Below are 13,355 nucleotides of genomic sequence, written 5' to 3' on the forward strand. Positions count from 1 at the left end.
CGCACGCTGTGCGCAAGTGCGCAACCAACCACTTGCAACGCGGGTGGCTGCGCCACGCCGGCCGGGGCAGGATGGAAGTCACGACACGCGTATGCCTTCGAGATGAGGAGCTGCCCCGTGACGACAAGCGCACAGCGATCAGCTGGTTCCGAGGTCCACGCGGATCTGGCCCGGTCCTGGCTCCTGATCCCGGCCACGAAACCCGACAACTTTCGACGCCCCACCGAGGTAGATGCGACGATCATCGACCTCGAGGACGGCGTCACACCTGACGACAAACCCGGTGCGCGTCAGGCGGTGGTCGAGTGGCTGAGCGGAGAGGGCACCGCCTGGGTCCGGATCAACGACGCAACGACGCCGCACTGGACCGACGACCTCGAGGCGATCTCCACGCTGCCGGGGCTGGCCGGGGTGATGCTTGCCAAGACCGAGAGCGGAGGCCAGATCGAGTCGACCAGCGAACGGCTCGAGGAGGGGACTCCGATCATCCCGCTGATCGAGTCGGCGATGGGACTCGAGGCGGCCCCCGAGATCGCACGGGCGGAGGGCACCTTCCGAATGGCGTTCGGCAGCGGGGACTTCCGCCGCGACACCGGCATGAGCGACGACGCCATGTCCATGGCCTACCCACGGGCTCGGCTAGTGATCACCAGCCGAGCGGCGCGACTTGCCGGCGGCCCGATAGACGGACCGACCATTTCCGCGAACGACACTATCCTGCAACGGGATTGCGAGACGACCGTCTCGCTCGGACTCACTGGCAAACTCTGCCTGCACCCCGATCAGGCAAAGACCGTCAACAAGGTACTCAGCCCGAGTACCCACGAGATCACCTGGGCTCAGGAAGTGATCGACGACCTCGGCGCCGACGGCGAACGAGTGCGCGATGGCAGTGACCTCCCCCGGCTCGCGAAGGCGAAGAAACTCACCCATCTGGCCAAGGTGTTCGGCCTGCGCTGAGCGTCACACGTTGCAGGTCGACGGCGCCGGAACCCCTGCGAATCGATCGGTCATCCAGTTGAGCGCGTACGGCAGCACGGTGCCCGCCGGCAGCACGTGCCCGACGGCGAGTCCGGGCGCGATCGGTGGGATCTCCTGGATGCTGAACTCGACCGTCGCACCGAGTCGGCACCAGTCGTCGGCGAGCGTCCGAGCCTGCGCGTAGGGAACCAGATCGTCATTGCGGCCCTGCGCGATCAGGACCGGACTGCGAGGCGTCAAACGCCCGATGCGCTGCTCGTCGACGACTGCACGCACGTTCGGCAGCGCGTCGATGAGTTCGGCGATGGAGCGGCCGTCGCGCGTCCACTCCGAGGACCGGTGCAGTCCGTAGCGTGCGATCGTCTCGGTGACGCACTGGGTCGCGATGTCGTCGAGTACCTCACGCCCGTAAGGGCTCGTTACGCCGTCGATCTCGCCGCGGGTTTCCGGGTAACCGGCGTAGATGGCGTTGACCGCATATCCGAGAAAACCTGTGCCCAGCCCACCGTCCAGAGTTACCGCCTCGGCCCGCAGGTCTGCGGGCACACCGCCCGCGTACGTGCCGCGGATGTTCAGCTCGGGTGCGTACGAATCCTGCAACTCGGCCGCGGAGGCCGCCGCTCCCCCGCCCTGCGAGTACCCCCACAGTCCGATCGGGCTGTCGCCGCCGATCCGGCTACCGGGCAACCTGGTCACCGCCCGCGCCGCATCGAGTACGGCGTATCCCTCCGCGCGCCGGTCGCCGTACGAGTGCACCCCGGGCGTGCCGAGCCCCTCGTAGTCGGTGACGACGACGTCCATACCGCGAGAGAGCAGCGCATACGCCTGAATGGTCTCGTACTCCACCGAAAAATCGAGCGGCGGGGTGTAATGGACGACCTCGGCGAACAACTTCGACGGTGCACACTGGTCGCCCTGGCCCTGCGTCCCGGGCGCGAGGACCACCAGCGGCCGGGGACCGCCGCCGCTCCACGGCACACTCGCATCGAAGTAGGTTCCGGTCACCGCGACGGCCTGCCCGTAGGCGTCCGTGCTGCGGTACATGATTCGCTGTGCACCCGACGGCCACGGGCCGACCTGGTCGGGCACGGCCAGCGCGGGCGGATACGACTCGGACTTCAGTACGTCACCCGGCGCGCCCGCAGGAAGAGGCGTCGGCACGGCATAGAAGTCGGTCGGTGTGGAATTGGCCGGCGCGGCCGGTGCGGACTCAGCCGACGCGGCCGGCGCGGTGCCGACGGTCACGACCGCAAGGCAGACGCCCAAAACTAGAGCGGCTCCCTGACCCCATCGCGGAATAGCCATGTGGCTCACATCACATGACGGGGAGACCTGTTGTCAATACCGCGGGTATCACGAACCCGCCAAGGGATGTGTCCGGTGGGCACGGGCGCACTGGCAAACTCTGCCTGCACCCCGATCAGGCGAAGACCGTTGACAAAGTTCGGCCTGCACTGAGCGTCACACGTTGCAGGTCGACGGCGCCGGAACCCCTGCGAATCGATCGGTCATCCAGTTGAGCGCGTACGGCAGCACGGTGCCCGCTGGCAGCACGTGCCCGATGACGAATCCGGGCGCGATCGGTGGGATCTCCTGGATGCTGAACTCGACCGTCGCACCGAGTCGGCACCAGTCGTCGGCGAGCGTCCGAGCCTGCGCGTAGGGAACCAGATCGTCATTGCGGCCCTGCGCGATCAGGACCGGACTGCGAGGCGTCAAACGCCCGATGCGCTGCTCGTCGACGACAGCCCCCACGTTCGGCAACGTGTCGATGAGTTCGGCGAAGCTGCGACCGTCGCGCGTCCACTCCGAGGTCCGGTGCAGTCCGTAGCGTGCGATCGTCTCGGAGGTGCACTGGGTCGCGATGTCATCGAGTACCTCACGCCCGTACGGGCTGAGGATTTCGTCGATTTCGGCGCGAGTTTGCGGGTAACCGGCGTAGATGGAGTTGACCGAATATCCGAGAAATCCTGTGCCCAGCGAGCCGTCTATTGTCTGCGCCACGGCGCGCAGGTCTGCGGGCGGACCGCCCGCGTATGTGCCGAGGATGTTCAGCTCGGGTGCGTACGAATCCTGCAACTCGGCCGCGGAGGCGGCCGCTCCCCCGCCCTGCGAGTACCCCCACAGTCCGATCGGGTTGTCGCCGCCGATCCGGCTACCGGGCAACCTGGTCACCGCCCGCGCCGCATCGAGTACGGCGTATCCCTCCGCGCGCCGGTCGATGTACGAGTGCACCCCGGGGGTGCCGAGCCCCTCGTAGTCGGTGACGACGACGTCCATACCGCGAGAGAGCAGCGCATACGCCTGAATGGTCTCGTACTCCACCGAAAAATCGAGCGGCGGGGTGTAATGGACGACCTCGGCGAACAACTTCGACGGTGCACACTGGTCGCCCTGGCCCTGCGTCCCGGGCGCGAGGACCACCAGCGGCCGGGGACCGCCGCCGCTCCACGGCACACTCGCATCGAAGTAGGTTCCGGTCACCGCGACGGCCTGCCCGTGGGCATTCGTGCTGCGGTACATGATTCGCTGTGCACCCGACGGCCACGGGCCGACCTGGTCGGGCACGGCCAGCGCGGGCGGATACGACTCGGACTTCAGTACGTCACCCGGCGCGCCCGCAGGAAGGGGGGTCGGCACGGCGTAGAAGTCGGCCGGTGTGGAATTGGCCGGCGCGGCCGGCGCGGACTCAGCCGACGCGGTGCCGGCGGTCACGACCGCAAGGCAGACGCCCAAAACTAGAGCGGCTCCCTGACCCCATCGCGGAATAGCCATGTGACACACATCACACGACGGGCACGGCTGTTGTCAATACCGCGGGTATCACGAACCCGTCAAAGGATGAGCCCGTTGGGCGCCGATCTGGTGTGGATGCGATATCCGACCTCCAGACCGAGCCCTGTGACCTCTGTGAACGCCCGAGTTGCCGTTCGCGCCGAGAACTCGATCCCGAGCACCGATCGCAGCGCCTCGCGGTCCTCGAACTCCCAGCGGGTCCGAGCTCGCTGCATCGCAAAACCCTGAGCAGCGAAGAACGACTCGACAGCGACGGGATCGTAGTGCGGTAGGTCGGCCCGCATCCACGTCCCGTACGGTGCGACGGTGGCATCGAGGTCGACGATCGCGAGCACCCCGCCGGGCCTCAGCACTCTCATCGCCTCGCGAATGCCGGGTCCACAGCCCGGACCGAAGAAGTACGCGGTACGCGCATGAACCACGTCGATGCTGCCATCAGGTAGCGGAACTGCCTCGGCCGAGCCGGGCAGGACGCTGACAGAGGCCCAGCCTTCCACCCGTTCGCGAGCGGCAGCGACGAGCGGAAGATGCGGTTCGACCCCGACGACCGATCGCGCCGCCTCAGCGAACCGGGGAAGGTGGAACCCCGCACCGCACCCGACGTCGAGCACGTCCCGTCCGCGCCAGTCCACCAATTCAGCGAGGGTGTCGAAGACGACGCCGTCGACGTCCTGCGCCCGGTTCTCGATCTCGTACAGGTGGGGCCAGTACCAGATGTTCGGGCTCGGGATCGGTCCGGCGAGCCCGTCTCGCTTCGTCGACCTCACTCAGGCCAGGACGGTCAGGACGAGCCAGGTGACGAAGGCCGACGGCAGCAGCGAATCGAGCCGGTCCATGATGCCGCCGTGACCGGGCAACAGGGTTCCCATGTCCTTGATCCCCAGTTCACGCTTGACCTGGGACTCGATCAGATCGCCCAGGGTGGCGGTGAGCACCAACACGACACCTAGCAGTACGCCGACGAGCGGGTTCGCACCCACGATGAACGTGACGGACAGAACACCACCGATCACGCAGAACAGCAGTGAGCCGGTGAAGCCCTCCCAGGTCTTTTTGGGGCTGATCGCCGGCACCATCGGGTGCTTGCCGAAGAACACCCCGGCGGCATAACCACCGACGTCCGAACACACCACGACGATCAAGAAGCTGAGCACCCGGCCCGCCCCGCCGTCCTGCAGGACCATCAACGTAGCGAATGACGCGAGCAGCGGGATCCAGGCCGCCACGAACACCGCGATCGCGGTGTCGCGCAGGAAGTTGCGCGGGGTGGCCTTGAGCCCGTGTTCGAACAGACGCCATACCATCGTCACCAGGGCAGTGCCCGCGAATGCGGCAAGCACGCCCTGTGGACCGTACGGCCAGCTGAGCCAGATGATGGCCTGTCCGCCCAGCAGAAGCGGAATCAGCGGGATGCTGATATCGGCCTCGCGTAGACGCTTGGTGACCTCCCAGGTCGCGATCGCCATCGCGGCCGCGACGACCCCGATCCAGACCAGCGGCACATAGACCAGTATCAGAACCAGCGCCGCGCCGAGACCACCACCGACGGCGATCGCTGCAGGAAGGTTGCGGCCCGCTTTGGGGGCCGGAGTGGCGGTCGCCGCAGAAGCGCCGTCAGCTTTCCCCACCGCTAAACCTCCATCAATTCTGCTTCCTTGTGCTTGACCAACTCGTCGACCTGGCCGACATACCGCGAGGTGGTCTTGTCGAGCTCTTTCTCCGCCCGCACGACCTCGTCCTCCCCGGCCTCGCCCTCCTTCTGGATCCGCGAGAGCTCGTCCATCGTCTTGCGGCGCACGTTGCGGATGGAGACCTTGGCGTCCTCGCCCTTGCCCTTGGCTTGCTTGACGAACTCGCGGCGGCGCTCCTCGGTCAGCTGCGGAACCGAGATGCGGATGAGCGAGCCGTCGTTGGTCGGGTTGACGCCCAGATCGGAGTTGCGGATCGCGTTCTCGATCGGACCGAGCTGCGATGCCTCGTACGGCTTGACCACGACAAGCCGCGCCTCGGGCACGTTGATGCTCGCGAGCTGTGTGATCGGAGTCGGCGCACCGTAGTACTCGACGACGATCCGGTTGAACATGGCCGGGTTCGCACGGCCGGTCCGGATCGTGCTGAGGTCGTCCTTCGCAACCGTGATGGCCTTCTCCATCTTCTCCTCGGCCTCGAAGAGAGCTTCATCAATCACGGCTGTTCCTCCGTCTCATTCCAGTCAAGCTCGAATACGTCCCACATAATGATCGTCCTGCACGACATCATGATTTGACCAATGTCCCGATCTTCTCACCGGAGACTGCCCTCGCGATGTTGCCCTCGGACAGGAGGTTGAAGACCATGATCGGCATCTGGTTGTCCATGCAGAGGCTGAACGCCGTGGCATCGGCAACCTTGAGCCCCTTCTCGATGACCTCGCGGTGGGTGATCTCGGTGAACAACGTGGCATCTGGATTGACGCGCGGATCCGCGGAGTAGACACCGTCGACGGCCTTCGCCATGAGGACCACTTCGGCGCCGATCTCGAGGGCGCGCTGTGCGGCGGTGGTGTCGGTGGAGAAGTAGGGCATTCCCATGCCCGCACCGAAGATGACGACCCGGCCCTTCTCGAGGTGCCGACGGGCCCGCAACGGAATGTACGGCTCGGCGACCTGTCCCATGGTGATGGCGGTCTGCACCCGGGTGTCGACACCCTGCTTCTCCAGGAAGTCCTGCAGTGCAAGGGAGTTCATAACCGTTCCGAGCATGCCCATGTAGTCGGAGCGCGCACGCTCGAGACCTCGCTGCTGCAGTTCGGCTCCACGGAAGAAGTTGCCGCCACCGATCACGACGGCGACCTGCACCCCTGAGCGGACCACCTCGGCGATCTGCTCCGCAACCGTCGTCACGACGTCCGGATCGAGACCGACCTTGCCGCCGCCGAACATTTCACCGCCGAGCTTGAGGAGCACGCGTCGGAATCCTGGGCGTTCGTCGGCCGCTGCGGTCATGGCTCTCCCTCGGTTCTGCGATCGTTCGGTTCTAGAAGTACTACAGCTCGGCGAGCGAGTCCCCGGGTCCGCGGCCGCTTCAGCAGGACGGCGAGGCGCCCGGAGCACGCACTGTCATCCTGCCTCATCCGACGGTGGTCGACCCACGTGCCCCACCCGCCGCAGAGGTCGGCCCCGCACGGAACGGAACGGGCGGACTGCCGGTTCGGGAGACCCGGAATCGACTGCACCCATCCGGCCGGCGGGGCCGATGTGTCAGACCGTGACTAGCTGGCGCCGACCTCGAACCGCACGAAGCGGGTGATCGTGGCACCGGCGTCGCTCAGGAGTGCCTTGACGGTCTTCTTGGAGTCGGTGACCGAGGACTGCTCGACCAGGACGACATCCTTGTAGAAGCCGTTGACGCGACCCTCGACGATCTTCGGAAGCGCAGCCTCGGGCTTGCCCTCCTCCTTGGCCGTCTGCTCGGCGATACGACGCTCGTTCTCCACGATGTCCGCGGGGACGTCGTCGCGGGTCAGGTACTTGGCCTTCAGAGCCGCGACCTGCATGGCAGCGCCACGGGCAGCCTCGGCAGCGGCCTCGCCCTCGCCCGAGTATTCGACGAGCACGCCGACGCCCGGCGGCAGGTCGGAAGCACGCTTGTGCAGGTAGGTCGCGACAGCACCATCGAACGAGACGACGCGACGCAACTCGAGCTTCTCACCGATCTTGGCGGAAAGCTCCTGGACCAGGGTGTCGACGGTCTTGCCGTCGACCTCGAGAGCCTTGAGCGCCTCGAGGTCGCCGGGCTTGGCGGCAGCAGCCGCGGTGACGATCTTGTCGGCCAGCTCCTGGAACTCCGCGTTCTTGGCGACGAAGTCGGTCTCGGCGTTGATCTCGATCATGACGCCGTCCTTGGCGGCGACAAGGCCCTCGGCCGTGGTGCGCTCGGCGCGCTTACCCACGTCCTTGGCGCCCTTGATGCGCAGGAGCTCGACGGCCTTGTCGAAATCGCCCTCGGTCTCGGTGAGCGCGTTCTTGCAGTCCATCATTCCGGAGCCGGTGAGCTCGCGGAGCCGCTTGACATCAGCGGCGGTGTAGTTCGCCATTGGGGGCGATCCTCCTCGGATGAGTTTCGATGCCAGCCTCGAGCGGATCCCGTCGGAGCCTGGCGAAACAGGTGAGTGAAACGGCCCCGATCGAGATGGTCGGGGCCGCATCGACTAGGACTGCTGAGCGTCCGCGGCAGTCTCGGCCTCGGCGGCCGGTGCGGCCTGAGCGAGGAGCTCCTGCTCCCACTCCGCGAGCGGCTCACCCGTGCCGGCTTCCGGCTTGGCGTCCTTGTCGGCGCTCACACCGGCACGGGCCTGCAGGCCCTCGGCGACGGCGGAGGCGACGACCTTGGTCAGCAGCGCGGCGCTGCGGATCGCGTCGTCGTTGCCCGGGATCGGGTAGTTGACGACGTCGGGGTCGCAGTTGGTGTCCAGGATCGCGATGACCGGGATGTTCAGCTTGCGCGCCTCGCCGACGGCGATGTGCTCCTTGTTGGTGTCGACCACCCAGATGGCCGACGGAACCTTGGCCATGTCGCGGATGCCGCCGAGGGTGCGCTCGAGCTTGGTCCTCTCACGCGTGAGCATGAGGATTTCCTTCTTGGTACGACCCTCGAAGCCACCGGTCTGCTCCATCGACTCGAGTTCCTTCAAGCGCTGCAGGCGCTTGTGGACGGTCGAGAAGTTGGTGAGCATGCCGCCGAGCCAACGCTGATTGACGTAGGGCATCCCGACGCGGGTGGCCTCGGCCGCAATGGACTCCTGGGCCTGCTTCTTGGTGCCGACGAACAGAACGGTGCCGCCGTGCGCGACCGTCTCCTTGACGAACTCGTACGCCTTGTCGATGTAGGTCAGCGTCTGCTGCAGGTCGATGATGTAGATACCGTTGCGGTCGGCGAAGATGAACCGCTTCATCTTCGGGTTCCAACGGCGGGTCTGATGCCCGAAGTGTGCGCCGCTGTCGAGCAGCTGCCGCATGGTCACAACAGCCATGGCTGTGTACCTCGTCTTTCGTGTGCCGGTTGTCGTGGGAATCGGTGATCCCCACCCTGGCGCCCGCCCGGTGTCGGACCCGCATGAGGACGGGACCAGCCGACGACCGGTTCTATGCGCGGACGCGCGAAGTCGGACTGTGCATGCACAGACCGCCCGACAAGTGTACGGCCTCGACGTGCCCGCACCTAACCCGCCGCCTGCCGGACTCGACGCCCGCAGCCGCAGATACACAGGTGCACCGACACCGCGGCGCGAACCGGGCCTGTGTGGACAGAGCGCTATCCGGTCCACAGGTCGGGTCACCACCGGCTACGTCCGACCGGGATGCGGGAGGGTCCGCTCATGGGGTCTGCTTCTCGCATCATCACCCGGATCGGCGTCGTGCTGACGGCCGTCGTCGTCAGCTCCTCGCCTGCCGCCGCCGGGCCGGCCCGCGCGCCTGCTCCCCCGCAAGTCGTCGCGTTTCCCGGTGACGCTGTCCGTGCGACGTATGACTGGCCCCTACACCCGCGACCGCGGGTCGTACGGTCCTTCGACAAGCCCGCACAGAACTGGTTGCCCGGACATCGCGGAGTCGACCTGGCTGCCGCGCCGGGGCAGCGCGTGCTGGCAGCCGGCGCCGGTACCGTCGTGTTCGCTGGAGCGGTCGCCGGCAGACCCGTCGTCTCAGTCGATCACCCCGGCGGGCTGCGGACAACGTACGAGCCTGTCGAGCCGAGCGTGACCGCGGGGCGCCGAGTCGGCCGCGGTGACCTGCTCGGCACCGTGATTGTCGGTCATCCCGAATGCGCCGCGACCGCTTGCCTGCACTGGGGGCTTCGCCGGGATCGCGAGTACCTCGATCCCCTGCCCCTGGTTCGGGCCGTTCCCATTCGCCTGCTTCCGACCGGTACCGGTCAGGCTCGCGGATGAGCCTGGTCGTGCGCCGCCCGCAATCGCGCCACCGATACGTGCGTATACAGCTGCGTCGTGGCCAGGCTCGCGTGTCCGAGTACCTCCTGCACCACCCTCAAGTCGGCACCACCTTCGACAAGGTGGGTCGCGGCCGAGTGCCGCAACCCGTGAGGCGCGAGGTCCGGCAGACCCGGCACCGCGCGAACGACCTCGTGAACCACCCTGCGTGCCTGACGCTGATCGAGGCGACCTCCACGCCGTCCGAGGAGCAGAGCGTCACCAGACCGTTCGTTCGCGAGCGCTTGGCGCCCCTTCCGCATCCACGCGGTGATCGCGTCCTCCGCGGGACGCCCGTAGGGGACGACGCGCTCCTTGTTCCCCTTGCCCAGCACCCGCAGGACGCGCCGACAGCCGTCGACATCCCCGACGTCGAGGCCACACAGTTCACCGACTCGTATCCCGGTCGAGTACAGCACTTCGACGATCAGGCGGTCCCGCAGCGCCACGGGATCCTCTTGTGCAGCACCGGATTCTGCGGCTGCCATCGCATCTGCAGCCTGTTCCTGCCGCAACACCGGCGGCAGCGTGCGGTGCGCCTTCGGGGCCACCAACCGGATCCCCGGGTCGACTGCAATCCGACCGGTCCGCTGGGCCCAGGCGGTGAATCCCTTGGCCGACGATGTCCTCCGTGCGAGTGTGGTTCGGGCGACCCCTGCGGTGGCCTGCCCGCCGAGCCAACTGCGCAACGTCCGCAGGTCGAGTTCCTCGAGAGTCGCGCCGGGACAGTCGGTGCAGAGGTATTCGAGCAGACTCGTCACGTCCGCGAGGTACGCGCGCACGGTGTGCACCGAACGGTCCCGTTCGAGGCGAAGATACTCGGCGTAATCGTCGAGGTGCGCCCGCAATGCGGACGTCAGCTCGGGGCTCGGGGCGGCACTCACGACATTCGCCGTCAGCGCCCGTGCGGACGTGCCAGCGTCAGGCGCTGGACCCAGCCGTGCGCGGGCCACGCTTTCAGCCCTGCCCGGTCAGGAGTGACGCGGGTTCCGACGAAGCGGCCCTCGAGCTCCGGGTCGACGGCGCCCGTGAAGCGCCACTCCTGCTCTCCCGCAGCACCCACCGCTTCCCATGAACTGGCGCGATAGACCGCGCGAACGATGTTGTCCGCGAAAACGATCACCGGCAGGTCGGCGACGTTTCGCGCCGCGGCCCCGGCGCGCCAGGGCCCTCGGGCGAGGGCGTACAGTTCCTCTGCTGTCAGCCCTCGGCCGGCGGCGGCCGGCACGCGGATCAACGCGCCCGGGACCGGGAGGTCCGGCGCCTCCTGCGCGGAGTACTGGGCCGACAACTCCATGACCGACATGGCCCTGTTCTCGCGGTCGTCCGGTTCGCCGGCGAGGTTGGTGAGTACCGGATGGCCCGGGTGGTGTTCGAGTAGACGCAGCGCGTCGACCACAACGTGCGTGAGCTCCTTTGCGGCGGGCTCGGCACCGTGAACGGCGTCGATTCGGTGCCGAAGCACGATGTGGTCGACCGAGTGTCCGGCCGCGTAGATGTCTCGGATGCGCTGGATCCAGGCGGCACGTGTCTCGTCGCGATCAGTGTCACCCACCCCCTCCCCGTCGAGAGTTCCCGCCTCACCCAAGGCATCCCAATCGAGCGAGTAGATCTTGTTCCCTCGCCCGACCCCGACGTAGAAGATCGAACGATCGCGCGGATCCCGCAGGGCATATACGTACAGACCGAGATTCTCGACCACGCGAGGGGACAGCGGGTTCGGTGCGGGCTTGCGTTCGCGCGACTCTGCGGTGATCACGCGCATCACCGCCAGACGCAAGGCGTCGGAGACGACGACGCTACCGATCGCGGGGCCATCGAACAACACCGCTGCCGCGTCCCGCACGGACGTGAATGTCCGGCCCGCGTTCAAATGCAGGGAGTTGACCACCGCGGTGAACTCCACGAGGCGGACCTTGGGATCGCTCGCCGCTCCGCGACCCTCGTCGTTCGTGAGGAAGTCACGGATACCAGGAGCGGCCAGGAGCACACGGGTGATGTCTTCGGGAACGGTCCAGACGGTAGCCATGACGCGACTGTAAGCGATCACAGGATCACATGCGGGACGCCTTGCTGACCGATGGACAACCAAGCGTTTCCAATCGGAAACGATTGTTTCCACTGAATCGTTCTCTACCCGATATCGGCCGCTGAAGCCGATCTTCCGTCACACTCGACTCGTGACGCGATCTGTGGAATCGACGGAAGACCGGGCGAGTCGCGCCCGGCGGTTGGTCGGCTTCAGCTACCGCATGCCCGATTACTACGAGGTGGGCAGAGAAAAAGTGCGAGAGTTCGCCGCCGCCATACAGAACGATCACCCGGCGCACTACGATGAAGAGGCTGCCCACGCTCTGGGCTATCCCACGCTGCTCGTACCCCCCACTTTCATCTCGGTCATCGGCGCAATCGCCCAGAAATACCTGCTCGAGCAGATCATCACCGGGTTCGATCTGAGCCAGATCCTCCAGACCGACCAGAAACTGATCTTCCACCGGCCGCTGTTCGCCGGCGACCGCCTGACGGTCGACGTCTCCCTCGAATCATTCCGGCAGACTGCCGGCACCGACATCTTCGTGACGAAGAACTTCGTCACCGACGAAGCCGGTGAACCTGTAGTGACATCATTGACCACACTCGTCGGACGGGCGGGAACCGACCAGGATCCGGACCGCATCCGACGGATCAAGGACGTGATGATGCGAGAGGCGTGAGGCGTGAGACCCGAACAGATCACCTCGCTCGAAATTAACCCGTCTCGTCCGAGCCGACGAATCCGTCCAGTCCCATGACCGGAAGGGGTAGCGGTGGCGATCGCGTCGACCGTGCGCTCGCCTTGACCAGAAGATCGAGGATCTGCAATCGGCGCCGTGGCCGAGCGCCGTCCCGACCCGTGCGATCTGGTCGTAGAGGGCTGTCGCTTTGCGATCGGGCATGTCACCCACCTTGCTTATCCAATACTTCATGGACTAACGTATCGGTGTCGCCGAGGGCACGCGACTGGCTGCCAGCCTGTTCAGTCGCTGCTTGCGATCACCGGACCACAGACGTCGGCTACCAGGGGAACTGGTGAAGTACCTCTTCGTTTTGAACGATCCACCCTACGGAACCGAACGCACATTCAACGGGATCAGATGGGCCCGTCAGATGCTCGAGAGCGATCCGGGCAACGAGGTTCGGGTATTCAACTTCGCTGACGCGGTGATATCGGTCAGTGCCGGGCAGAAGGTTCCCACCGGCTACTACAACCTGGCCAAGATGACGTCGGCGCTGGTTGAGAAGGGTGGGGTCATCGGCAACTGCAGCGCCTGCATGGACGCCCGCGGCCTGACCGACGACCGCCTGATCGACGGGGTGCATAGATCATCCATGGCAGAGTTGGCGCAGTGGACGGCCTGGGCCGACCAAGTCATCACGCTGTGAGGCCGAGGAAGCGAATGTGATGACTAGAACCGTTGTGGTGCTCGGCTCGGGTGTCGGCGGTTCGACTGCAGCCCCAGAACGTCGTGCGAGCCTTCCCGGCATCGATACCGGCACCCGCACCGTGTGGTTTGACAGCGGGCCGATCCGACTGCCAGACCGAGAAAGAACTGCAGGAACGTGAGTGGCTCGC

Annotated in this window: 14 protein-coding genes; 4 read left to right on the forward strand and 10 right to left on the reverse strand. The window is 66.3% G+C overall.

The genetic code is table 11. The features are described 5' to 3' along the window. The first annotated feature begins 117 nt into the window (after positions 1-117). Positions 118-960, forward strand: a complete 843-nt coding sequence (locus tag EF834_RS11105) for an HpcH/HpaI aldolase/citrate lyase family protein (RefSeq protein ID WP_127947238.1) — start codon at positions 118-120, stop codon at positions 958-960. Between the two features lie 3 nt (positions 961-963). On the opposite strand, the gene EF834_RS11110 is transcribed toward EF834_RS11105, so the two are convergent. The 8 genes from EF834_RS11110 to rpsB form a co-directional block, all read right to left on the reverse strand. After that, the gene (locus EF834_RS11110; RefSeq protein WP_127947239.1) at positions 964-2,286 is read right to left on the reverse strand and encodes a lipase family protein; all 1,323 of its coding nucleotides are present in this window, start codon (positions 2,284-2,286) and stop codon (positions 964-966) included. Positions 2,287-2,442: 156 nt separating this feature from the next. Beyond that, entirely contained in the window at positions 2,443-3,756 is a 1,314-nt protein-coding gene (locus tag EF834_RS11115) for an alpha/beta fold hydrolase (protein WP_127947240.1), read from the reverse strand. A 59-nt stretch (positions 3,757-3,815) separates the two neighbouring features. After that, positions 3,816-4,544 (reverse strand): class I SAM-dependent methyltransferase, encoded by a 729-nt coding sequence (locus EF834_RS11120; protein ID WP_127947241.1) that lies wholly within the window; start codon positions 4,542-4,544, stop codon positions 3,816-3,818. Continuing rightward, complete coding sequence (locus EF834_RS11125) at positions 4,545-5,405, reverse strand: phosphatidate cytidylyltransferase (RefSeq protein ID WP_127947242.1); 861 nt, start codon at positions 5,403-5,405, stop codon at positions 4,545-4,547. Positions 5,406-5,407: 2 nt separating this feature from the next. After that, positions 5,408-5,965, reverse strand: coding sequence for a ribosome recycling factor (gene frr / locus EF834_RS11130; protein WP_127947243.1), 558 nt, complete (start codon positions 5,963-5,965; stop codon positions 5,408-5,410). A 67-nt stretch (positions 5,966-6,032) separates the two neighbouring features. Beyond that, the gene (pyrH, locus tag EF834_RS11135) at positions 6,033-6,761 is read right to left on the reverse strand and encodes a UMP kinase (RefSeq protein ID WP_127947244.1); all 729 of its coding nucleotides are present in this window, start codon (positions 6,759-6,761) and stop codon (positions 6,033-6,035) included. A gap of 266 nt (positions 6,762-7,027) precedes the next feature. Further along, on the reverse strand, positions 7,028-7,852 hold the full coding sequence (tsf, locus tag EF834_RS11140; protein ID WP_127947245.1) for a translation elongation factor Ts: 825 nt from the start codon (positions 7,850-7,852) through the stop codon (positions 7,028-7,030). A gap of 114 nt (positions 7,853-7,966) precedes the next feature. Continuing rightward, positions 7,967-8,788, reverse strand: coding sequence for a 30S ribosomal protein S2 (gene rpsB, locus EF834_RS11145; protein WP_127947246.1), 822 nt, complete (start codon positions 8,786-8,788; stop codon positions 7,967-7,969). 345 nt (positions 8,789-9,133) lie between these two features. Here rpsB and EF834_RS11150 point away from each other — a divergent pair, with 345 nt between their 5' ends. Beyond that, positions 9,134-9,703, forward strand: coding sequence for a M23 family metallopeptidase (locus tag EF834_RS11150; RefSeq protein WP_127947247.1), 570 nt, complete (start codon positions 9,134-9,136; stop codon positions 9,701-9,703). Here the strand turns inward: EF834_RS11150 and EF834_RS11155 are convergent. Continuing rightward, on the reverse strand, positions 9,688-10,626 hold the full coding sequence (locus tag EF834_RS11155) for a tyrosine recombinase XerC (protein WP_235871107.1): 939 nt from the start codon (positions 10,624-10,626) through the stop codon (positions 9,688-9,690). The genes EF834_RS11150 and EF834_RS11155 overlap by 16 nt on opposite strands. A gap of 11 nt (positions 10,627-10,637) precedes the next feature. Continuing rightward, positions 10,638-11,771: a GIY-YIG nuclease family protein gene (locus EF834_RS11160; protein ID WP_127947248.1), complete on the reverse strand. Its 1,134-nt coding sequence runs from the start codon at positions 11,769-11,771 to the stop codon at positions 10,638-10,640. 151 nt (positions 11,772-11,922) lie between these two features. On the opposite strand from EF834_RS11160, the gene hadA reads away from it, so the two are divergent. Continuing rightward, the gene (hadA, locus tag EF834_RS11165; RefSeq protein ID WP_127947249.1) at positions 11,923-12,456 is read left to right on the forward strand and encodes a (3R)-hydroxyacyl-ACP dehydratase subunit HadA; all 534 of its coding nucleotides are present in this window, start codon (positions 11,923-11,925) and stop codon (positions 12,454-12,456) included. A gap of 355 nt (positions 12,457-12,811) precedes the next feature. Next, positions 12,812-13,165, forward strand: coding sequence for a DsrE/DsrF/TusD sulfur relay family protein (locus EF834_RS11170; RefSeq protein ID WP_127947250.1), 354 nt, complete (start codon positions 12,812-12,814; stop codon positions 13,163-13,165). Positions 13,166-13,355 lie beyond the last annotated feature (190 nt).

Origin of the sequence: Rhodococcus spongiicola (assembly GCF_004011835.1) — a bacterium.
Lineage (GTDB): Bacteria > Actinomycetota > Actinomycetes > Mycobacteriales > Mycobacteriaceae > Prescottella > Prescottella spongiicola.